Origin of the sequence: Amycolatopsis sp. MtRt-6 (genome assembly GCF_017308975.1) — a bacterium.
Taxonomy (GTDB): domain Bacteria; phylum Actinomycetota; class Actinomycetes; order Mycobacteriales; family Pseudonocardiaceae; genus Amycolatopsis.
The window spans coordinates 59149-80184 of the sequence record NZ_JADWPD010000024.1 but is presented as its reverse complement, the minus strand read 5'-3'; the positions used below and the strand labels follow the sequence as shown (position 1 = coordinate 80184).

Here is a 21036-nt window from a genome sequence, read left to right as displayed (position 1 = left end):
CGCAACGGAAATTCACGGCGCCGGCGCCCGCTTGGCAAATCCGGGCCCGGCGCCGTTATCCATCCGCGACAACGAGAGAGACGGAACGCCCATGACGGCGGCCCGTCCGCGGTCCTAGGCTGACGGGCGCTTCCCCCGACAGTCCACGAAGGGACCCCCGCATGTCCGACCCCGTCGTCCCCACCACGTCCGGCGCGGTCCGCGGTCAGGTCACCCCCGCCGGCGTCGTGCGCTTCCGCGGCATTCCCTACGCCGCCGCGCCCGAGGGCGAGCTGCGCTTCGCCGAGCCTGCCCCGGCGCCACCGTGGGAGGGCGTCCGCGACACGCAGAGACCCGGGCCGACGGCGCCGCAACGCCGTCACGACGTGCCGGGGCTCGACCTGGCCCCGCTCACCGGCACCGGCTGGCGGCCCGGGCCGGAGTACCTGACGGTGGACGTCTGGACCCCGCAGCCGGGCGCCGCTGCGCTGCCGGTGCTGGTGTTCGTGCACGGCGGCGCGTTCCTCGGCGGCGCCGCGTCCGCCGCGGTCCACGACGGCACGGCGTTCGCCCGCGCCGGCGCGGTGCTGGTGACCGTGCAGTACCGCCTCGGCATCGACGGATTCCTCCCGCTGGACGGCGGCGCGACCAACCTCGGCCTGCGCGACCAGCTCGCGGCCCTGCACTGGGTCCGGGAGAACATCGCCGCGTTCGGCGGCGACCCGGCCAACGTCACCCTCTTCGGCGCGGCGTCCGGCGCCGTCAGCGTCGCCTGCCTGCTCGGTTCACCGCTCTCGGCGGGGCTCTTCCACCGCGCCATCGTCCAAAGCGGACACCCGGACATGGTGCGCGACGGTGTCCAGGGCCGGCGGCTGGCGAAGGTCGTCGCCGACGAGCTGAAGGCCGAACCGACTGCGGAGGCGTTCCGCAAGGTCTCGACCGAGCAGCTGCTCGACGCCCAGGACGCGGTGTTGCGGCCGGGCGGCGCCCCCGACCTGCGCGACGCGCTGGGCTACGACCGCGGGTACGGGCTGAGCCCGTTCCTGCCGGTGGTGGGCGACGACGTCCTGCCGCAGCACCCGGCCAAGGCGATCAAGGCGGGCGCGGGCCGCGACGTCGACCTGCTGGTGGGCAGCTGCAGCGAAGAAATGCGACTCTACCTGGTCCCGACGGGCGCGCTCGAAGCGGTGACCGACGACCAGGCGGTGGCCTCCCTGGCGGTGTCGCACCCGGACCCGGCGGGCGTGCTGTACGCCTACGGCCTCGGCTCGGGCCGCACCGCGGGCGAGGTCCTGGTCGAGGCCCTGACGGACCTGGTCTTCCGCGACGGCGTGCGCGACCTGGCGGCGAGCCACCAGGGCCGGACGTTCCGGTACGAGTTCGAGTGGGGCTCGCCCCTGCTCGACGGCAGGCTGGGCGCGTGCCACGGGCTCGAGCTGCCGTTCGTGTTCGGCGCGCTGGACGCGCTCTCGGGGTCCCGCGGCCTGCTCGGCGAGAACCCACCGCGGGAGCTGGCCACGGAGCTGAACGGCGCCTGGTACCGCTTCGCCACGACGGGATCGCCGGGCTGGGCGGAGTACACGGACGAGGACACGATGTTCCACGCGTACTGACGCCACCCGGTACCCCCGGATCACGGACCGGTTGACCACTTTGCTCCAGCGGGCTGGCTCCCGGCCCGGACGGTTGACTATCCCCCTTCCCCGCTGCCAGGCTCAGGCCGCCCGGACGGCCGGATGAATGGGGACCACCGATGCCCGAGGCGGGCTTTGCCGCACCGCCACGCGCGTTCGTCCGCACGCTGCTGCGCAGCGGCACGCCCGCGGAGCCCACCGAGCCCGTTCCCGACAACGGCGACCTCACCGCCGTCGGGGACGCGACGCTCGCGCGTGCCTCCCGCTACTGGGTCGCCGTGCCGCTCGCCTACCGGGCCGCGGCCTTCGTCAAGGTCTTCATCGGGTTCACCGCCGCGAACGGCGTGCTCGGGCTCGGGCCCGTGCTGGGCGTGACCGTGTTCGCCGTCGCGGCCAACGTCGCCGCGGTGGTCTGGGTGCTGCGGTCGGGCGGGTTGCGGGCCCGCGTCACCGGCCGCGCCCTCGGCCTCGACCTGGCCGTCGGGGTGGTGCTCAACCTCCTGGTCGCGGTGACCGCCCCGGCCGAGATCCAGCCGTTCGCCGTCGACGTGTCCTGGACCTGGCTGGTCGGCTCGGTCGCCATGTGGGCGGGCACGTCCGGGCTGCCCGCGGTGCTGTGGCTGTTCGCGGCAGCCGTCCCGTTCCGCGCGCTGCTGACCCTGGCCGGCGGCCTGCCATTGGACCACCAGCTCGCCATGACGCGCTCGATCGGCTGCATGGTGGCACTGGCGGTGGCGATCGTGCTCGCCGTCGCGATCCTCATCCTGCTCGGCGTCGGCACGCGGTTCGCGGTCGACATCGGGCTGCGGCGCGGCCGCGAGGCCGAACGCCGCCGGACCCGGCGCATCATGCACGACAGCGTGCTGCAGACGCTCGAAGCACTGGCCATTTCGGCGCCGGGAGACGACGCCCAGGCCGTCACGCGGCTCTCGGAGCTGCGTTCGGTCGCCAAGGCGGAAGCGGCCGAGCTGCGCCGCCGGATCACCGAGCCGGTGCCGACCGGGCCGACGCGGAGCTTCGCGGTCGAGCTCGCCGACGTCGCCACGGAGCTGGCCCGCGACGGCCTGCGCACCCAGCTTGTCGCGGCCGACTTCGCCGACGACCACAAGGTCTCGCAGGACCGGCGCACCGCGTTGTGCGAAGCCGTCCGGGAAGCGCTGCGCAACACGGTGAAGCACTCGGGGACGAACCAGGTCGTGCTGCGTGTGGAGGAACGCGACGGCGGGATCGCGGTGGTGGCCCGCGACCAGGGCCAGGGCTTCGACGTCCGCGACCGGCCGCCGGGCTTCGGCATCAGCCAGTCCATCATGGCCCGGCTGGCCGAGGTGGGCGGGCACGGCACGGTGGACTCCCAGCCCGGCCGCGGCACGCGCGTGACGATGTGGGTACCTGGCTGAGCCGTGTCGCGGCCTCGCCGTGGGCCCTTTGAGCCGGTGTCGCGACCCGACCGCGGGCCCCCTTCCCACGGGGTGGCTCCCCCGCACTCGCTCAAGCCGCTCGGCGGGCGGCGCGCTCGGCCGCGAGGCTCGCGCGGCACGCCGCGGTCAGCCGGGTGGTGGCCGCGCTGCCGCCGTGGCCGCAGCGGGGGCAGGACATCGCCACGGCCAGCGACAGCTCGTCGACCGCGACGGCCAGCTCGGTGCGGCAGCCGCGGCACCAGCGGTGCCGGGTGACCGGGCTGACGTGCGCCGGCGAGGCGACGCACTGGTGGATCCACCGGCCGTGCACGTGGCACGTCAGCCGGTCGTCGGGGGCGAGCAGGCCCATGTCCTCGGCGTCGTCCTCGGTGGCGAGCAGGACCGGCAGGCTCCGGACCCGGTTCGGGGTGCTGGTCGTGGCGGTCATCGTGCTCTCCTTCCCGTTACCCTGGCGTCGAACGGGCGTCCCTGGTTTCGACACCCCCACCCGCGGATGGCCGGATCCCGGCGGTTCCTGGCAATCCAGCCACTCCCCCGGGCCCGCGAAGATCGCTAGCTTCGGCACGTGTCGAAAATCCTGCTCTCGATCCACGTCCTGGCGGCGATCCTCGCCGTGGGCCCGGTCGCCGTGGCGGCCAGCATGTTCCCCGCCGCCGTGCGCCGGGACGACGTCAAGGCCGCGACCCTGCTGCACCGGATCTGCCGCGTGTACGCCTACGCGGCCATCGCGGTTCCCGTGTTCGGCTTCGGCGTCGCGGGCACGATGCACGTCATGGGCGATCCGTGGCTGCTCGTGTCGATCGGCCTGACGGCGCTCGCCGCCGCGGTGCTCGCCCTGCTGATTTTGCCGCGCCAGAAGAGGCTGCTGGCCGAAGAGTCCACTTCGGACGTTCTCGGCAGGCTGGCCATGCTGACCGGCGTGTTCAACCTGCTGTGGGCCGCGGTGACGGTGCTGATGATCGTCCGGCCCGGCTCGTCGACCGGTGCCTAGGCGGCGACGGCGAGCGGGACGCGGACCGCCACGAAGTCCGGCCGGTGCCGCAGGGCGAAGCCCAGCGAGAGGTAGAGGCCGATCGCCGAGGTGTTCCCCGCGGCCGCGTGCATCATCGGGATCTCGCCGCGCTCGCGGATGCCCGCGGCCACCGCGAGCACCAGCCGCGTCGCCAGGCCCTGCCCGCGGTACGCCGGGTCCGTGCACACCGCGCTGATCTCGGTGTAGCCCGGCGGGTGCAGCCGCTCGCCGGCCATCGCGACCAGCGCGCCACCCCGCCGGATGCCGAGGTACGTGCCGAGCTCGACGGTCCGCTTCCGGAACGGCCCGGGCCGCGTCCGCTCGACGAGGTCCAGCATCTCCGGCACGTCCGCGGGTCCGAGCCGCACGGCCTCGAGGTCGGGTACGGCCGCGACACCCTCGTCGACCAGCTGCACTCCGGGGACCTCGTCGAGCACCTCCCAGCCCGACGGCGGCCGCGCGGCGGTGGCGGCGAGCACGACCGTCGCCCCGGGCCCGGCCAGCTCGGCGACGTCCCGCCAGTCCTGCTCGCCCGGGTCGTCGGGCAGGGCCAGGAACGGCGCGACGTCCTCCGGGTAGCGCACGACGCGCCCCTGCCGTTCCGCGAAGCGGGCGTGTGGACCGGTCAACGACGCCCACGTGGGGTTGTCCAGCGGAGATGCCATGGCACGAGCATGCGGACACCGGGCACGTGGCCGCCGCCACTCCCACATCCTGGGTAGGGTGCGCTCGTGGGTTCTCAGGTCCCGGTGTGGATTCCGATCGTCGTCGCCCTCCTCGGCCTCGCCGGGGTGATCCTGACCCAGGTCCTTTCGGGACGGCGGGAAGCCCGGCGGATGGCCGAGGAGGCCGCGCGCGAGGAGCGCCGGTGGCAGCGCGAACGCGAGGCCCGGACCCACGAAACCCGTGCCGACGCGTACGCCCAGCTGATGGGCGTCCTCGAAGCGTTCGACGGCGTGCTGTTCCAGGCCCGCGCGGTCCGCGAGGCGGGCGACAAGCTCGACGAGCACCAGCTCGCCGAGCTGCGGGCGGTGCGCAGCGAGGCCCAGCACGCGCTCGGGCCCGTCGTGCTGCACGCCCCGGAGGCGGTCCGGCGGCTGGTCAGCGACGCCACGCTGCCCCGGATGCGGCTGGCCGCGATGCTGCTGGACCCCGTCGACAAGGGCACCGGGCTGCGGCCCGCCTGGGACGCCGGCCAGCGCGGCTACCGCGTCATGCGCGCCCGGATGCGAGCCGACCTCGGGTTCGATGCGGAGCCCGTGGACGAGCTGTTCGGCACTCAGCCGACCGTGGTCAGCTCCTCGTCGGAAAGCACCTCGGACCCGGCCGACACGACCAGCCTGCCGCCGCCGACCTTGTAGCTGTACTCACCGTTCACCGCGACGAAGCCGTCGCCCTCGGGCTGGGCCGGCAGCATGATGTGGGTTTCGTCGGAGGCCACCTGGCCGCGGGCCTGGCCGTCGTAGAAGATCCGGCCGTCGGGGACCCGGCAGATCGTGACGAGGGACTTCGCGGTCTGCGCCACCAGGAGCGCCGTCCCCGTGCCGCCCGGCAGGTAGCGCGCGGCCTCCGCCGGGCACGGCTTGTCCGTCGCCGCCGACGTGCTCGTGGAGGGTGTGACGGGTGGTGTCACGCCGTTCGCGGTGGTGACCACGGTCTTGGTGGTCGGCAACACCGGTGTCGTGTACTCCGGGAACGGCCCCGTCGCGGACGGTTCGGGCCGGGAGCGCCCGGTGAGCAGCAGGACGCCGCCCACCGCGGCGCCGGCGACCAGCATCAGGGTCAGCAGCACCGCCAGCGCCCGCGCGCGGGCTCGGCCAGGAGCCAGCCCCGCGCAGGTGCCACACCGCCGGGCGGCGGGGTCGTTGACCGCGCCGCACTGCGCACACGTCCAGGGAAAACCCGCCATCGGGCCTCCTTCGGCCCGGCGCCACGCCACGCCGGTTCCCCCATCGTCACCGACGAGGGCACCGGCTGCAACGGCGCGCGGCCAGCCAGGGGATGCCGAGCTTGTCGACGCAGGCACCGAATTCGTCGCCCCCATCTGCTTTTCGAAGGGAACCGTTACGGTGCCGCCGTCGCTCAGCTTGTCCCAGTAGCCACGCAGGTCGTCGGCGTCGTCCCCGCTGAGGCTCACCGAGATGTTCGTGCCCGGGTTGTGCTCCATCCCGGCCGGGGTGTCCGACGCCATCAGCGTGAAGCCGTTTTCGGCTTCCAGCTGGGCGTGCATGACCTTGTCCGCGTCCGCCCCTTCGGGTGAACCGAATTCCCCGAACGTGTTCAGGGTGAGCGTGCCGCCGAAACACCTTTGCAGAACTCCATGGCCTGCCGCGCGTCGTCGCGGAAGCTCAGGTACGGGTTCAGACGAGAAGCCACGGCCATCTCCTCCGATCGGACGAGGGCAGCATCCTCGCAGAACGCCCGTGCCGCGCCAATCGGCGGATTTTCAGAGCACGAACCGCCGCTGCGCGACGGGTTCGAGCGGCAGCGAGCCGTGCAACGCGGCCCGCGCGCGCAGCTCCAGCGCCCGGTCCAGCGGCCGGGCACCCGGCGCCGCGGTGTGGAACGTGCCGCGGTCGAACAGGTACACCAGCGCGAGCTTCCCTTCGCGACGCCCGGCCGGCTCGGCGAACTCGACGGTCGCGAACCGCAGCGAGCCGCCGTACCCCGCCCTGGCCAGCCGGTCCGCGACGTCCACCAGATCGCCGGTCAGCACGCGCAGGTCGCGGTTGCGGCGCCAGCACCGGACCGTCGAGCGGCCGTGGAGATCCTGCGTCACCAGCGGGTGCACCGGCAGCCGCGCCGACGTCGCGGCGATCAGCTCCGCCTCGGTGCGGGCCAGCGCGTCCCCGTCCACCTTGAAGTCGACGGTGCCGCCACCGGTGGGTGCGAGGCCCAGTGCGGCGCGCACCCGCGGGCCGGCCGCGGCGAGGGTGTAGAGGGACTGCAGGTGCGGGCGGGATGTCCAGCACCGGACGAGCTTGCTGTCCAGCAGGGTCACGACGAACGTTCCTATCCTCATTGCGAAGGCCGCCGGACCGGGCGCACTGGCAGTGTCCACTATGGACGTCAGGCGCGGGGACGCGGGGCCGGAAAGGACAGCATGCGCCCGCGCCGGGAGATCCGGACCGCAACTCCCGGCGCGGCGCGGCGAACGGCACCGGCCCGCCGCCGAACGGTCGTCGCGGTCAGGTTGCGCCGATCAGCGGTGTCCCTTTCGCCTCACGAGGTGGTGATCACGACCTTGCCGAAGTTCTCCCGCCCCGCGAAGCGCCGGAAGGCTTCCCCGGCGTCCTCGAACGAGTGAACACTGTCGATGACCGGCTCGACGGGCCACACGGTGAGCCACCGCAGCAGGTCTTCGGTGTCCTCCCGGCTGCCGACCCAGATCTTCCGCACGGTCGCGCCGCTGCGGAACAGGTCCATGAAGTCGATCGGCGGCCCGCTCCGGCCGACGAACCCGACGACGGCGATCTCGGCGTGGTGCGTCCCGGCGGCGATCAGCGACTGCGCGAACGTGCCGGGGCCGCCGACTTCGACGATCCGGTCGGCACCGCGTCCGCCGGTGGCGTCGAGCACCGCCTTGCCCCACTCCGGTGTGGCGACGTAGTCGATCACCGTGTCCGCGCCGAGCCCGGTCAGCTTCGCCGCCTTGCCCGCGCTCGACGTCGTCGCGACGACCCGCGCCCCGCGCGCCTTCGCCAGCTGCACGGCGAACAGGGAGACCCCGCCGGTGCCGAGGGTCAGCACGACGTCGCCCGGGCCCACGCGGTCGAGCGACGTCCACGCGGTGACCGCGGCACACGGCACCGTGGCGCCCTGCTCGAAGCTCAGCGAATCCGGCAGCGCGACGAGCGCGTGCTCGCCGACGGCCCGGTATTCCTGGAGCCAGCCGTCCTGGCCGTTGCCGTAGCCCACGGCGGTGTCCGGCATCCGGCCGGCGATCCAGTCCGGGTGGAAGGTGTTGATCACCCGGTCACCCACCGCGAAGCGGGTGACCCCGTCGCCGACCGCGACGACCTCGCCCGCCGCGTCGGACGCCGGGACCAGCGCCCCGGCCCCGCCGGCGAAGTGGTCGCCGTCCAGGATGAGCAGGTCGCGGTAGTTGAGCGACACGGCCCGCACCCGGACGAGCACCTCGCCGCGCTGCGGCTCGGGCACCGGCTCTTCGTGCTGGACCAGGCGACCGGACTGGGGACGGTAGACGCGCACCGGAACTCCTCATGTTAACCAATTGGCTAACATCGACCATGGCACGACGACCGGCGGCCCGGCAACCGGGGATACTCGGAGCATGGCCAGCCGCACCGCCACCCCCCTGGACCACCCGGCTCTCGAGGACGTCTCGTTCACCGCGGCCCTGGAAGCCCTGCGCGACCCGCACCGGCTGGCCATGGTCGCCGCCCTCGCCCGGGAACCGGGGCAGCCGTGCGGCGCGATCATGCCGCCGGTCAGCAAGCCGGCCGCGTCGCGGCACTTCAAGATCCTCCGCGCGGCCGGACTGCTCCGCCAGTGGGACAGCGGCACGCAGCGGCTGAACGCGCTGCGCCGCGAGGAGTTCGACGCCCGCTTCCCCGGCCTGCTCGACCTGGCCCTCGCCGAAGCCGCACGCTGATTCCCTTTTTCCTCGCCAACCGGACATTTAGCGTTGCTAATTGATCTGAGGCAGAGCTACCTTCGACGGCATGACCGAACTCGCCGACCGCCTGCTGGGCGCCGTCCAGGGGATCCGCCGGGTGGTACGCCGCCGGGTGCGCGCCGACGTGCCGGGCACGCCACTGCCCGGCGCGCAGGCCGAACTCCTGCGCGTCGTGGCCGACCACCCGGGCATCGGCGTCGCCGCGGCCGCACGCGAACTGCACCTGGCGAACAACTCGGTCAGCACGCTGGTGAACCAGCTCGCCGAGACGGGCCTGCTGCGCCGCGAGGCCGATCCCGCCGACCGGCGCGCGGCCCGGCTGGAGATCACCGCCGCGGCCGCCGACCGGATGGCAGCCTGGCGCCGCGCCCGTACCGGCCTCGTCGCCGGCGCCCTCGCCCAACTGTCCGAAGAGGACATCGCGTTGATCGAGCAGGCGCTGCCGTCGCTGGAAAAACTCCTGGGCATCATGAAGGAGCAGCCATGACCGAACCCGCGGTGCGCTGCACCGGCGTCAGCCATTCCTTCGGGACGACTCGCGCGGTGGACGGCGTCGACCTGGAGATCCACCCCGGCGAGGTGTTCGGCCTGCTCGGGCCGAACGGCGCCGGCAAGACGACGACCCTCCGGATGATCACCACGCTGCTGCCGGCCACCCCGGACCGCATCACGGTCTTCGGCGTCGACGTCGCGCGCCGCCGGATGGCCGTGCGGCGGCTGATCGGGTACGTCCCGCAGCAGCTGTCCGCCGACAGCGCGCTGACCGGCCGCGAAAACGTCGCCCTGTTCGCGCGGCTCTTCGACGTGCCCCGCCGCGAGCGGGCCGGCCAGGTGCGGCTGGCCCTGGACCTGGTCGGGCTGGCCGGCGACGCCGACCGCACGGCCAAGACGTACTCCGGGGGCATGATCCGCCGGCTCGAGCTCGCCCAGGCCCTGGTGAGCTCGCCGCGGCTGCTCATCCTCGACGAGCCGACGATCGGCCTCGACCCGGTCGCGCGGTCGTCGGTGTGGGACCGCATCGGCTCGATCCGCGCGGCGACCGGCATGACCGTGCTCGTCACCACCCATTACATGGACGAAGCCGAGCAGTACTGCGACCGCGTCGCCCTGATGCACGCCGGCCGGATCCGCGCGCTGGGCACTCCGGCCGAGCTGGAGGCCGGCCTCGGCCCCGAGTCCACTTTGGACGACGTGTTCCGCACGGTGACCGGCAACGCCATCGACCACGAAGAAGGAGGGATCCGCGGTGTCCGTGCCACTCGCCGTACCGCCCGTCGCCTCGGCTGAGGAGGGCCCGCTGCGCCGGCTGCGCGTGCTCGCCGCCCGCGTCGGCGCGATGTGCCTGGTGGAGCTGCAGAAGCTGCGCCGCGACCAGACCGAGCTGCTCACCAGGGCGATCCAGCCCGCGCTGTGGCTGCTGATCTTCGGCGAGACGTTCACCCGGCTGCACGCGATCCCGACCGGCTCGACACCGTACCTCGACTTCCTGGCGCCCGGCATCCTCGCGCAGTCGGCGTTGTTCATCGCGATCTTCTACGGCATCCAGATCATCTGGGAGCGCGACGCCGGTGTGCTCGCCAAGCTCCTGGTGACCCCGACCCCGCGCGCGGCACTCGTCGCCGGGAAGGCGTTCGCCGCCGGGGTCCGCGCGCTCGTGCAGGCGCTGATGGTGCTCGTACTCGCCGCGATCCTCGGCGTGGGGCTGACCGCGAACCCGCTGAAGCTCCTGGCCATGGCCGCCGTGCTCGTGCTCGGCTCGGCGTTCTTCTGCTGCCTGTCCATCGTGATCGCCGGGATCGTGCTGTCGCGGGAACGGCTGATGGGCATCGGGCAGGCCATCACGATGCCGCTGTTCTTCGGCTCGAACGCGCTGTACCCGGTGGACCTGATGCCGTCGTGGCTGAAGGTGCTCAGCCACGTCAACCCGCTGAGCTACCAGGTCGACGCGCTGCGCGGCCTGCTCATCGGCACCCCCGCCCACCTCGCGACCGACTTCGCCGTGCTGGCCGCGGCGACGGCGGTGGCCGTTTCGGTCGCCTCGGCACTGCTCGGCAGGTTGGCCCGGTGAGGCACATGTCTCACCGAACGGAAGCTTTATCGCGCGATGCCTAATCTCGAATTCGTGAAACGTCGCCGGGGCGTGGTCCCTTTTGCCGGTTTGTGCCTGCTCGCCGGAATTCTGGTGGCCGGGACGATGGCGCCCGCCGCCATCGGCGCGGGCCTGTTGTCGAATCAGGTCAGCGATTCGGTGGACGCCATTTCCGCTCAGCTCGCCGCCGCCGATCCACCGCTGACGACCACGGTGACCGACCGCAACGGCACCCCGATCGCCACGCTGTACGCGCAGTACCGCCTGCCGGTGACCGCGGCCGGGATCGCGACCACGATGAAGGCCGCGATCATCGCGGTCGAGGACCGCCGGTTCTACACCGAAGGCGGCGTCGACGTGCAGGGGATGCTGCGCGCGGCGGTCAACGACAGCACCGGCGGCGCGCTGCAGGGCGCGTCGACGATCACGCAGCAGTACGTCAAGAACTACCTCGTCAACGTCGTCGACCGGACCGACCCGGCGGCCCAGCAGGCCGACCGCGAGGACTCGCTCGCCCGCAAGCTGCGGGAGGCGAAAATGGCCGTCCAGCTCAACGCCACGACGAGCAAGGACGACATTCTGGCGAATTACCTCAATGTGGTCGAATTCAGCGGAACCGTCTACGGGGTCGGCGCCGCGGCCCAGGCGTACTTCGGGACGACGGCGGACAAACTGACCGTTCCCCAGGCCGCCCTGCTCGCCGGAATGGTGAACAACCCGAGCATCTACAACCCGTACACCCACGCGGACAAGGCACTGCAGCGCCGCAACCTCGTCATCGACGACATGGTCACCAACGGCTCCATCCCGGCGTCGTACGCGGCGACGGCGAAGGCGACCCCGCTCGGGGTCCTGCCGAACGGCCCGGTCACTCCGTCGGGCACCTGCCTCGGCGCGGCGCCGGACGCCGGGTTCTTCTGCGCCTACGCGGAAAGCTACCTGGTGCACGCCGGATTCACCGCCGACCGGCTGGCCACCGGCGGGTACACGATCAAGACCACGCTCGACCCGCGTGTCTCGCAGGTGACCAAGGACGCCGTCGACGCGAACGTGCCGACCACGCAGGACGGCGTCGCCAATACCTTCGCCGTCGTCCAGCCCGGTCAGGACGGGCACCAGGTGCTCGCGATGGTCGCGAACCGCGACTACGGCACCGATCCGGCGAAGGGCCAGACCTCGACCGACATCGTCGCCGACGCGAGCAACGAGTTCGGCGCCGGCTCGTCGTTCAAGATCTTCACCTCGGCCGCGGCCCTCGTCAGCGGCAAGGCGGGCCTCGACACCCCGCTGCCCAACCCGGACAGCCAGTGCTTCCCGGTGCCGGACGCGCACGCGTCCTGCTACACCGTCCACAACGACGGCCACTACGCGGACCCGATCACGCTCGCCGACGGACTGGCGACGTCACCGAACGTCGCGTTCGTCGGGCTCGAGAGCCAGGTCGGCATGCCCGCCGTGCTGGACATGGCGTACAAGCTCGGGCTGCGGAACACGCTCGCGACCAACGACGCCGGCCGCACGCCGGACCCGAAGTCGGGCAATCCGCAGTACGGCGAACCGCAGTCGCAGTACTTCCAGAACCTGTTGTCGTTCACTCTCGGTAACAGCCCGGTCAGCCCGCTGGAGATGGCCAACGTGTCGGCGACGCTGATGAGCGGGGGCGTCTGGTGCCCGCCGAACCCGATCCTGTCGGTGACCGACCGGAACGGCAACGCCGTGCCGGTGCCGCAGCAGGCGTGCGAGCGGGTCATCCCCCAGGGCGTGGCGGACACCCTGGAAGCGGGGCTGAGCAAGGACACCACGAGCGGCACGTCCGCCGAAGCGGCCCACGCGGCCGGCTGGACCCGGCCCGACATCGGCAAGACGGGCACCACGCAGCTGAGCGAATCGGTCGCCTTCGTCGGGGGCGTCGACGACTACGCGGTGTCGTCCATGGTGTTCGCCGACGGGCCGCACCCGCGGGAGATCTGCCCGGGCACGCCGGTGCACCTCGGCGACTGCGGCCACGGCGCGTTCGGCGGCACGGTCGCCGCGCCGCCGTACTTCCACGCCATGAGCACGCTGCTGGCCGGGGTGCCCGACCAGCCGATCCCTGCCGCCGACCCGGCGTACCTGCAGGCGCGGAGCTAGCGCGGTTCGAGGAAGACGAGCGGGATCTCCCGCTCGGTCTTCGTCTGGTACTGCGCGTAGTTCTTGAACTCGGCGGTGATCTTCGGCCACAGCCGCGCCCGCTCGTCGGCGTCGGCGATCCGGGCGCGCATCGGCTGCTTCGGCCCGCCCTTCAGCGAGACCTCGACGTCGGGGTTGTCGCGCAGGTTGAGGAACCAGGCGGGGTGCGTGTCATCGCCACCCCGGGACGCCACGACGACCCACGTGTCGCCGTCCTGGTGCGGCGAGGTCAGCAGCACCGACCGCGGCTGCCCGCTCTTGCGGCCGATGGTCGTGAGTTCGAGGACGGGCATGGCGACCTGCCACCCCACCCGTCCTCCGGTGAGCTTGATCAGGCCACGGTGTACGGCATTCATCGTCTTCAGGGCGAAGTCGCTCGGCATGATCCCAATCTAGTCCCGGGGCTTTCGGAGTCGTGGTACGGCCCGATTGTCCGGTTCGCCGGGTGTTGGTCCGGACCGGATCGGTGAAACCGCCCCGGCAGGCGGCAACGGTGTGCGAGGCTGCCCGGCGAAGGAAGAACCGAAAGAGAGAAGACCGATGCTGATCTGGGGCTGGCGTACGCGCATCTACGTACTGGCGATGACGACGTTCTTGTGCGGCCGGTGCGGTAACCCGGCTTCGCACGCGGTGCGGAAGGCGGTCACGAAGTTCACGCTGTTCTTCATCCCGCTGTTCCCGATCAGCGTCAAGTACACGGCGCAGTGCACGTTCTGTGGCATCGAGAACCGCATCGCGAAGGAGGACGCGCTCCGGCTGCAGGCCCAGGAAGAGCAGGGGCAGGCCCAGTACCAGGCGGCGGCGGGCTACCCGGCGCACCCGGGGCAGCCGGCTCAGCCGCAGGGGCTGCCGCAGCAGGCGTTGCCGCAGCAGGGGTTCCAGCAGCACCCGTCGCAGCCGCAGGGTTTCCCGCAGCAGGGGCAGCCGGGCCAGTTCCCGCAGCAGGGGCACTAGGCCGGTGCCGGTGGTCCGGACCGCCGGCACACCCGGGCAGGTACCGCCGCCGCGGTGTTTCCGCGGCGGCAACGGGCTTCACTGTTGAGTTGTCAAACATCAGCCGGTCGCCGGGTCAGGCGGCCGGTCTCTGCTCGGGGGCGATGAGGGCCCAGCCCTCGGGTGTCAGGACCGCTGGGACCAGCTCACCCGGGCGCCCGGGGCGGGCCGCGCGGACCAGGCCCTGGTGGGCCAGCGCGTGGGCCGCGAACTGGTCGCCGCACGACAGTCCGTCGATGAACAGGTCCGGTTCGCTGCTGCAGGACACCTCGCCGCGGCCCGCGCCGACCGCTCGGAGCATCGCCCGCATCCGGTGGTTGACCACGGGGTGCGCTGCTCGTGCGCCGCTCTTCTCGTTCCCGTTCATGTCGGTCCCTCCCGCTCGCGGTTCGGCCGTCACCTCTGCGTCGAATCGGTGGGCGGGATTTCGACAGCAGGTCCGGCCGGAGCGTCCCCTCATCGTCACCGCAGGCGATCCAGCACGGGTCGAAGCCCCGTCGACGGGCGTTCGGAGGCCGGCCGCGAACGGATGGGGTTCAGAAGGGCGGATCTCCCACCGCCACCGGTTCCGGTGTCCAGGAACTGCTCCCTTCGCCGCCCGTCGCGCGGCTGACCTTGGTGACCTTGGCCGTGGCGTACCGCAGCGACGGCCCGATCTCGTCGACCTCCAGCTCGACGACGGTGCGCTTCTCGCCCTCCTTCGTTTCGTACGACCGCTGTCTCAGCCGGCCGTGGACGACCACGCGGGTGCCGCGCACGAGCGACTCGGCGACGTTTTCCGCGTACTCCCGCCACAAACTGCAGCGCAGGAACAGCGGGTCGCCGTCGCGCCAGGCGCCGGATTCGCGGTCGAACACGCGCGGCGTGCTCGCGACGGTGAAGTTCGCGACCGCCGAGCCGGCCGGAGTGAAGCGCAGTTCGGGGTCTCCCGTCAGGTTGCCGACCACGGTGACCGTCGTTTCGCCTGCCATCGGTCTCTCCTTGTCCTCCGGGTGCGGGGTGCACCGCTCTTGCCGATGAGGAGAGCACGGGGGTCCGACAATTCCGGATGCCGAGGCCGCGGCGGACTGGTTTCCTGCCGCCATGCCGACGGCGTTTCAGAAGGAGCTCGTGACGCTCGCCCACCGGCTGGCGGACCTCGGCGACCTGGTCGCGATCGCGCTCGAGGAGGCCACGCGCTCGGTGCTGGAAAGTGACCACACGCTGGGCGGACGTGCACGGGAGCAAGCCGCCGCGGCGGCCGCGCTCGGGGCCGCGTGCGAGGACCAGGCGTGCGCACTGCTGGCCTTGCACGCGCCGCGGGAGGCGGAAGTGAAGGCGGCCGTCGCGGCCGTGCACATCGCTGCGGATCTCACTCGGATGGGTGGTCTTGCGCGGGAGGTCGCCGGGGCGGCGGGACCGGTGCCGCCGGAGGCGCGGCCCGCGGTGGGGCGGCTGGGCGGGCACGCGGTGGCGGCCGCGCGGGCCGTGCGGGAGGTGCTGGTCGGCGGGGACCGGGCGGGGCTGTGGGCGGCGGTGGCGCTCGTGGCGGAGGGCGAGCGGGAGGTGCGGGAGTGGGCGGAGGGCTGTGCTGGGCCGTGTGGGGCCGCTGTGGCGGTTGAGGTTGCGCTGCTTGCCGCGGTTCATGGGCGGTTTGCCGGGATCGCTGAGCGGGTTGGGCGCTTGGCTGTGGGGTTTGTGCCGGTGCGGGCTTAGTGGCTTGGGCGGCGGGGTTGCGCCAGTGCGGGGCTCGACGGCTCGGGCTGCGGGATTGCGCTGGTGCGGGGCTCGTGGCTCGGGCTGCGGGATCGCGCCGACGCGGGCTCATCGGGGTCGGGCAACGGGGGTTGCGCCGGTGCGGGGCTCAACGGGGTCGGGCAGCGGGGTTGCGTCGGTGAAGGCCTCGCGGCTGGGGCGGCGAGATCGCTCCGGTGCGGGCTCAGCGGCCCGGACCGGAGCGGATCGGCCGTGACGAACTGCGGCGGATCAGCCGCCGACTGGGCCGGGTCTCGCCAGTGGAGTTTGGCGGCCTCGCCCCGGAGAGGGACCATCGGCCGCGCGGGAAAGGGCCGGGTCGGCCGCCGATTCGAGGCGGCGGCCGGCTCGGCAGGACTGAGCCGATGCCGCCGCCGTGACACCCGCCGCCCGCGGTACCTCCGGCATCGCGACTACCGTGGCCTGCATGAGCAACACCGAGGCCGCCCCTGCCGAACTCGCCTGTGGTGATCGGCCCGCGGCCGCCGATCCCGATCGCCCCTCCGTCGAAATCCTCGCTCCGCGTGAGGTGCCGCTCGGTGGTCCGCGTGCGATGCGGGTCCGGCGCACCCTTCCGCAGCGGTCGCGGTCGCTGATCGGCGCGTGGTGCTTCGCCGACCACTACGGCCCGGACGAGGTCGCCGGGCCCGGCGCGATGGACGTCGCTCCGCATCCGCACACCGGTTTGCAGACCGTCAGCTGGCTTTTCTCCGGGGAAATCGAACACCGGGACAGCCTCGGCACGCACGCGATGGTCCGGCCCGGCGAACTGAACCTCATGACCGGCGGGCACGGCATCTGCCACTCCGAAGTCTCGACCGCCGCCACGAAAACGCTGCACGGCGTCCAGCTCTGGGTGGCCCTGCCCGAACGGCACCGGGACACGGCGCGGGCCTTCGACCACTACGTCCCTTCGGTGAACCGGATCGAAGGCGCGGAAATCCGCGTGTTCCTCGGGTCGCTCGCCGGCCGGACGTCGCCGATCCCGACGTTCACGCCGCTGCTGGGCGCGGAAGTCGTGCTCGGCCCGGACGCCCACATGTCGCTCGGCGTGGACCCCGGTTTCGAGCACGGTGTCCTGGTCGACACCGGTGCCGTCGTCGTGGCCGGCACCCGCGTCCGGGCCGCGGAACTGGGGTACGTCGGCACCGGGGTGCGCTCGCTGACCCTGAGCAACCGCGGCACGGAACCGGCCCGGTTCCTGCTGCTGGGCGGGACCCCGTTCGACGAAGAAATCCTGATGTGGTGGAACTTCGTCGGCCGCACCCACGAGGAGATCGCCGCGTTCCGCGAAGCGTGGCAAGCCGGATCCGACCAGTTCGGCAGCGTGACCGGCTATCCGGGCGAGCGCCTGCCGGCCCCCGCGCTGCCGGCCGTCCGCATCAAGCCCCGCCGGAATCCGGGCTCAGGCCAGGAAACCGCCTACGGCTGACCCGAAGGCGGCCGCGTCGTCCAGCCACGGGTAGTGCACGGCTCCGGGCAGGACCACGGCGCGGCCGTCCGGGAACAGCGCCGCGAAGCGCTCCGCGACGGCCGGGCCGGCGATCCAGTCCAGTTCGCCGGCCAGCACGAGCACCGGCGCGGTGACGGCGCCGAGCGCGGCACGGGTCGCCTCGGGCTCGAAAGCGCCGTCGGAGTTGTAGATCCGCGCGGCCGCGCCGTTGCGCTGCCCGGGTTCGCCGGCCTGGTGCTGCCGGGCCGCGGCATCCCAGCGGCCGTAGTAGAACGGGGCGAAGGCGGCCCAGTCCGCGCTGGTCGCGGTCTTCGCGGCAATCGACTCGTAGGCGGCGGCCGCGGCATCGAACCACGGAGCGCCGGCCCGCCGGGCCATGATCCGCCGCCGTTCGGCGGCCGGCACGTCGAAGCCGACGGCCCGCGGGCTCGGCGCGATCAGGGCGAGCCGGCGCAGGCGCCGCGGGTACCGGGCCGCGTACCGGACGGCCAGGCTCGCCCCGGCCGAATGCCCGAGGAGGTCGAAGCGGTCGAGGCCGAGGTGCTTGCGCAGGGCCTCGACGTCCTCGATCTGGCGATCGCACCGGTAGGTCGCGGGGTCGGCGGGCTCTTCGGAGCCGCCGGTGCCGCGGAGGTCGAGCACGGCGAGGCGACGCCGGGCGCTCAGGCCGCCGAGGTCACCGAGGTACACACCCGCCCGCATCGGGCCGCCGGGCAGGCACACCACCGGCGGCTCGGTCCCCGGGCCGGAGAAGTGGCAGGCGAGCGCGGTTCCGTCCGGCGCGGAGAAGATCGGCACGCCCCGAGACTGGCATCCCCCGGCCGGTGGAACAAGTTTCACCGCGCGAGCAGCCGCTCGTGTGACCAGGTTCGGGTTGGGGCAGGCATATGGTCCACCGTCGCGAACCTGTGACACGCCGATGACGCCGGGAAGACATCCGCTGAGCACCGTGGCCGCATGCGAAGTCGATCTCTGCTGATCGGTGCCCTGCTCGTCCTGGCCGCCCCGTTGACCGTCGCCGCCCCGGCGCGGGCCGTCCTCGGCGGCACCGAGTCGACGAAGGCCTACTCCTTCATGGGCTCGTTCCAGCCGGCCTTCCCGCGTCCGCCACGTCCGGACGGGCACGGGTGCGGGGTGGAAGTCCTGGCGCCGCAATGGGTTCTGACCGCCAGTCACTGCGCGGGCCGGAACCCGACCGGTGCGCGGACCGGCGTTCCGCGGGGCTGGCAGGTCCGCGTCGGCTCGCTCGACACGACCGCCGGCGGCGAGGTCGCCGAGGTCGATCACTACTACCGGCTCGCGACCAGCGCCGACGACGGCGGGTTCTGGGGCAGGGACCTCGCACTGCTGCACCTGCGGACCCCGGTGCGGGCGCGCCCGGTGCCGATCGCGCGGACGACGCCGGCGGACGGCACCCCGGTGCGCATCCTCGGCTGGGGAATGAGCTGCGCGGACAGCACGAACCCGGCGTGCTTCCCGACCCGGCTGCGCGAAGCCGACACCGTGGTGCAGCCGATTTCGGTGTGTCCGGTGGCCTCGCCCGGCGAACTCTGCGTCGGCAGCCAGGACGGGAGCGTCGCCGCCGGCAACATGGACTCCGGCGGCCCGGCGCTGGTCCGCGACGGCGACCGGTGGGCCTTGGCCGGTGTGGTCAGCGGCCCGGCCGGGGACCAGGCCCCGACGTTGTACACCGATGTCACCCGGCACGCGGACTGGATCCGGGGCATCATCAGCGGCACGGCCGTGCCGCCCGACGACGTCATCCCGGACGTCGAAGGCGCGGTGGACCTGAACGGCTGCGTGGGCTCGGTGGTCAGCACTCCGGTGTCCCGGCCGCACGACCCCGCGCTGCTGCTGACGAACGGCCACTGCGTCCAAGGACCATGGCCCGCACCGGGTGCGGCGTTGGTGAATCAGCCCGCCGACTTCCCGGCGCCGATCGCCGACCCGCAGGGCTACCCGCGCGCGACCGCCCGCGCGAACCGCCTCCTGTACGCCACGTTGACCGGCACCGACATCGCGCTCTACCGCCTGGACAAGACGTACGCGCAGCTGCGCTCGGCGAAGGTCTTCCGGCTGACGTCCACCCCGGTGCGCGCCGGGGACGCCGTGACCCTGGCCGCCACGAGCACGCGGCTGCACTGCGCCGCCGAGGCGGTGGTCCCGCACCTGCGGGAAGGCGGGTACGAGCAGCACGACTCGATCCGCTACGCGTCCACCCCGGACTGCGCGCCGTGGCACGGCACGTCCGGCGCCGCCCTGCTGGCACCCGACGGCAGCACCGTCGTCGGGATCCACAACACCCACAACGACTCCGGCGAGCAGTGCTCGGCGAACAACCCGTGCGAGGTCGACTCGGCCGGGACCGTGACGTCCGTGCGAGGGCGGGGTTACGGCCAGCAGGTGGCGGGCATCGCGGCCTGCGTCGTCCCGGGGTCGAAGGTCGACCTGTCCCGGCCCGGCTGCGCGCTCACGTCCTGACCAGGCGCTCCAGCACGGCGAACACCCGGTCGACGTCGGCCTCGGTGGTCCGCCAGTTGCTGAAGGCGGCACGCAACGCCGGCCGTCCGTCGTACACCGTCGGGGTGAGGAAGGTGGTTCCGTCCTCGGCGATCGCGCGCACGAGCGCGTCGATCCGCGCCTGCGTCACGTCTCCGGCCGGGGTGAAGCAGACGACGTTGAGCCGCACCGGGGCGAGCAGGTGCCAGTGCGGCGAGCCGTCGATCCGCGTGCCGAGGTCGCGGGCCAGCCGGACGCAGCGCTCGACGATCTCGCGGTGGCCCGTGCGGCCGTACGCCACGAGCGAGAACCAGGCCGGGAGCGCACGCAGCCGCCGGGAGTTCTCCGGCGTCAGGTGCAGGAAGTCCGGGGTCTCGCCGATTTCGCCGAGGTAGGCCGCGTCGTTGGCGAACACGCGCAGCTGCAGGTCGCGGCGGCGGGTGAACTGGACGGCCGAGTCGTAGGGCACGTTGAGCCACTTGTGCAGGTCGACGACCACCGAGTCGGCCTGGTCGAGGCCCGCGGTGAGCGCCGCGTGGTCCGGGGCCAGCGCGGCGAACCCGCCGAACGCGGCGTCGACGTGCAGCCAGAAGCCGTACCGCCGCTTGAGTTCGGCGATCGCGCGCAGGTCGTCGAAGTCGACGGTGTTGACGGTCCCCGCGTTCGCGACGACGACGGCCGGGCCGTCGAGCGTCTCGAGTGCTTCGGCGAGCTTCGCGACGTCGACGGCTTCGCGGCCCGGGAGCACCGGCACCTTCCGCAGCGCGGAGCGGCCCATCCCGAGGAACGACAACGCCTTCACCACGCTCGAGTGCGGCGAGCCGGACAGGACGGTGACGGGACCGAGCGCGGCGGCACCCTCGGCGGAGACCGTCACGCCGGCGCGTTCGCCGAGCCACTCGCGGGCGATGGCCAGGCCGGTCACCGTGGACATCGTGGCGCCGGTGACGAACGCGCCGGAGAACCCCGGGCCCAGCCCGAACAGCTCGGCAAGCCACCCGACGGTCTCGCGCTCGAGGTCCTGCGCCGAGGAGTCCATCCCACTGGCCGGATTCTGGTCGTAGGCGGCGGTGAGCCAGTCGCCGGCCAGCGAAGCCGGGGTGGCGCCCCCGGTCACGAAACCGAGGTACCGCGGCCCGGCACCGGCGGCGAACCCGGGTTCCCAGCGCCGCGCGAACTCGGCCAGCGCACCGCGCGCGCCGGTGCCGTCGAGCGGCAGCGGCGCCGGATCGACGGCGACGGGCGGGACGGCGGCCGCGCGCTCGTCCAGCCCGGCGAGCGCCTCGGCCGCGAGTTTGCTCGCGGCGTCGAGGAGATCGGGCAGGGCGTGCAGGTCATCGGCGAGCCTCGGGTCCATTGCGCCGACGCTAGGCGCGGTGACGTCCCGGTGTCGCGGGCCAATCCCCGGAAACTGGCC

At 72.9% G+C, this 21036-nt stretch carries 23 protein-coding genes and 1 pseudogene; 13 read left to right on the top strand and 11 right to left on the bottom strand.

What is annotated here, in order from left to right:
* Positions 1-161 precede the first annotated feature (161 nt).
* Both I4Q55_RS33430 and I4Q55_RS33425 read left to right on the top strand, forming a co-directional pair.
* On the top strand, positions 162-1592 hold the full coding sequence (locus tag I4Q55_RS33430) for a carboxylesterase/lipase family protein (protein ID WP_206793636.1): 1431 nt from the start codon (positions 162-164) through the stop codon (positions 1590-1592).
* 140 nt (positions 1593-1732) lie between these two features.
* A complete protein-coding gene (locus I4Q55_RS33425) occupies positions 1733-3010 on the top strand; it encodes a sensor histidine kinase (protein ID WP_206793634.1) in 1278 nt (425 codons plus the stop codon).
* A gap of 91 nt (positions 3011-3101) precedes the next feature.
* Here the strand turns inward: I4Q55_RS33425 and I4Q55_RS33420 are convergent, their stop codons facing one another.
* Positions 3102-3458 (bottom strand): hypothetical protein, encoded by a 357-nt coding sequence (locus tag I4Q55_RS33420; RefSeq protein ID WP_206793632.1) that lies wholly within the window; start codon positions 3456-3458, stop codon positions 3102-3104.
* A gap of 138 nt (positions 3459-3596) precedes the next feature.
* On the opposite strand from I4Q55_RS33420, the gene I4Q55_RS33415 reads away from it, so the two are divergent.
* The gene (locus tag I4Q55_RS33415; RefSeq protein WP_206793630.1) at positions 3597-4022 is read left to right on the top strand and encodes a hypothetical protein; all 426 of its coding nucleotides are present in this window, start codon (positions 3597-3599) and stop codon (positions 4020-4022) included.
* Here the strand turns inward: I4Q55_RS33415 and I4Q55_RS33410 are convergent.
* On the bottom strand, positions 4019-4708 hold the full coding sequence (locus I4Q55_RS33410) for a GNAT family N-acetyltransferase (protein WP_206793628.1): 690 nt from the start codon (positions 4706-4708) through the stop codon (positions 4019-4021). The genes I4Q55_RS33415 and I4Q55_RS33410 overlap by 4 nt on opposite strands.
* 66 nt (positions 4709-4774) lie before the next feature.
* On the opposite strand from I4Q55_RS33410, the gene I4Q55_RS33405 reads away from it, so the two are divergent.
* On the top strand, positions 4775-5404 hold the full coding sequence (locus I4Q55_RS33405; RefSeq protein ID WP_206793626.1) for a hypothetical protein: 630 nt from the start codon (positions 4775-4777) through the stop codon (positions 5402-5404).
* Here I4Q55_RS33405 and I4Q55_RS33400 read toward each other — a convergent pair.
* From I4Q55_RS33400 to I4Q55_RS33385, 4 genes and pseudogenes are all read right to left on the bottom strand, one after another.
* Positions 5323-5952 carry a hypothetical protein gene (locus I4Q55_RS33400; RefSeq protein WP_206793625.1) on the bottom strand — a complete coding sequence of 210 codons (630 nt, stop codon included), beginning with the start codon at positions 5950-5952 and terminating at the stop codon, positions 5323-5325. The two genes, I4Q55_RS33405 and I4Q55_RS33400, sit on opposite strands and share 82 nt — an antisense overlap.
* A gap of 46 nt (positions 5953-5998) precedes the next feature.
* Positions 5999-6419, bottom strand: a pseudogene (locus I4Q55_RS33395) (VOC family protein).
* Positions 6420-6489: 70 nt separating this feature from the next.
* Complete coding sequence (locus I4Q55_RS33390) at positions 6490-7044, bottom strand: hypothetical protein (RefSeq protein ID WP_206793623.1); 555 nt, start codon at positions 7042-7044, stop codon at positions 6490-6492.
* A 221-nt stretch (positions 7045-7265) separates the two neighbouring features.
* Positions 7266-8255, bottom strand: coding sequence for an NAD(P)-dependent alcohol dehydrogenase (locus I4Q55_RS33385; protein WP_206793622.1), 990 nt, complete (start codon positions 8253-8255; stop codon positions 7266-7268).
* 82 nt (positions 8256-8337) lie between these two features.
* Here I4Q55_RS33385 and I4Q55_RS33380 point away from each other — a divergent pair, with 82 nt between their 5' ends.
* The 5 genes from I4Q55_RS33380 (at position 8338) to I4Q55_RS33360 (ending at position 12901) form a co-directional block, all read left to right on the top strand.
* The gene (locus tag I4Q55_RS33380; protein WP_206793620.1) at positions 8338-8658 is read left to right on the top strand and encodes a helix-turn-helix transcriptional regulator; all 321 of its coding nucleotides are present in this window, start codon (positions 8338-8340) and stop codon (positions 8656-8658) included.
* 70 nt (positions 8659-8728) lie between these two features.
* Complete coding sequence (locus I4Q55_RS33375; RefSeq protein ID WP_206793618.1) at positions 8729-9169, top strand: MarR family winged helix-turn-helix transcriptional regulator; 441 nt, start codon at positions 8729-8731, stop codon at positions 9167-9169.
* Positions 9166-9969, top strand: a complete 804-nt coding sequence (locus I4Q55_RS33370; protein ID WP_206793616.1) for an ABC transporter ATP-binding protein — start codon at positions 9166-9168, stop codon at positions 9967-9969. Before I4Q55_RS33375 ends, I4Q55_RS33370 begins: the two co-directional genes overlap by 4 nt.
* The gene (locus I4Q55_RS33365) at positions 9929-10750 is read left to right on the top strand and encodes an ABC transporter permease (RefSeq protein WP_206793614.1); all 822 of its coding nucleotides are present in this window, start codon (positions 9929-9931) and stop codon (positions 10748-10750) included. Before I4Q55_RS33370 ends, I4Q55_RS33365 begins: the two co-directional genes overlap by 41 nt.
* A 36-nt stretch (positions 10751-10786) precedes the next feature.
* Entirely contained in the window at positions 10787-12901 is a 2115-nt protein-coding gene (locus I4Q55_RS33360; protein WP_206793612.1) for a transglycosylase domain-containing protein, read from the top strand.
* On the opposite strand, the gene I4Q55_RS33355 is transcribed toward I4Q55_RS33360, so the two are convergent.
* Entirely contained in the window at positions 12898-13323 is a 426-nt protein-coding gene (locus I4Q55_RS33355) for a nitroreductase/quinone reductase family protein (RefSeq protein WP_206793610.1), read from the bottom strand. The two genes, I4Q55_RS33360 and I4Q55_RS33355, sit on opposite strands and share 4 nt — an antisense overlap.
* Positions 13324-13480: 157 nt before the next feature.
* Here I4Q55_RS33355 and I4Q55_RS33350 point away from each other — a divergent pair, with 157 nt between their 5' ends.
* A complete protein-coding gene (locus I4Q55_RS33350; protein ID WP_206793607.1) occupies positions 13481-13894 on the top strand; it encodes a zinc-ribbon domain-containing protein in 414 nt (137 codons plus the stop codon).
* Between the two features lie 115 nt (positions 13895-14009).
* Here I4Q55_RS33350 and I4Q55_RS33345 read toward each other — a convergent pair whose 3' ends face one another.
* Both I4Q55_RS33345 and I4Q55_RS33340 read right to left on the bottom strand, forming a co-directional pair.
* A complete protein-coding gene (locus I4Q55_RS33345; RefSeq protein WP_206793605.1) occupies positions 14010-14300 on the bottom strand; it encodes a hypothetical protein in 291 nt (96 codons plus the stop codon).
* A 169-nt stretch (positions 14301-14469) separates the two neighbouring features.
* Positions 14470-14904 (bottom strand): single-stranded DNA-binding protein, encoded by a 435-nt coding sequence (locus tag I4Q55_RS33340; RefSeq protein WP_206793604.1) that lies wholly within the window; start codon positions 14902-14904, stop codon positions 14470-14472.
* A gap of 112 nt (positions 14905-15016) precedes the next feature.
* On the opposite strand from I4Q55_RS33340, the gene I4Q55_RS33335 reads away from it, so the two are divergent.
* Both I4Q55_RS33335 and I4Q55_RS33330 read left to right on the top strand, forming a co-directional pair.
* Entirely contained in the window at positions 15017-15628 is a 612-nt protein-coding gene (locus I4Q55_RS33335; RefSeq protein ID WP_206793602.1) for a PhoU domain-containing protein, read from the top strand.
* A 466-nt stretch (positions 15629-16094) separates the two neighbouring features.
* The gene (locus I4Q55_RS33330) at positions 16095-17099 is read left to right on the top strand and encodes a pirin family protein (protein WP_206793600.1); all 1005 of its coding nucleotides are present in this window, start codon (positions 16095-16097) and stop codon (positions 17097-17099) included.
* Here I4Q55_RS33330 and I4Q55_RS33325 read toward each other — a convergent pair.
* Entirely contained in the window at positions 17073-17918 is an 846-nt protein-coding gene (locus tag I4Q55_RS33325) for an alpha/beta fold hydrolase (protein WP_206793598.1), read from the bottom strand. The genes I4Q55_RS33330 and I4Q55_RS33325 overlap by 27 nt on opposite strands.
* Before the next feature lie 159 nt (positions 17919-18077).
* Between I4Q55_RS33325 and I4Q55_RS33320 the strand changes: the two genes are divergently transcribed.
* On the top strand, positions 18078-19601 hold the full coding sequence (locus I4Q55_RS33320) for a trypsin-like serine protease (RefSeq protein ID WP_206793596.1): 1524 nt from the start codon (positions 18078-18080) through the stop codon (positions 19599-19601).
* Here I4Q55_RS33320 and I4Q55_RS33315 read toward each other — a convergent pair.
* Positions 19591-20976: a pyridoxal-dependent decarboxylase gene (locus I4Q55_RS33315; protein ID WP_206793593.1), complete on the bottom strand. Its 1386-nt coding sequence runs from the start codon at positions 20974-20976 to the stop codon at positions 19591-19593. The genes I4Q55_RS33320 and I4Q55_RS33315 overlap by 11 nt on opposite strands.
* Positions 20977-21036: the final 60 nt, after the last annotated feature.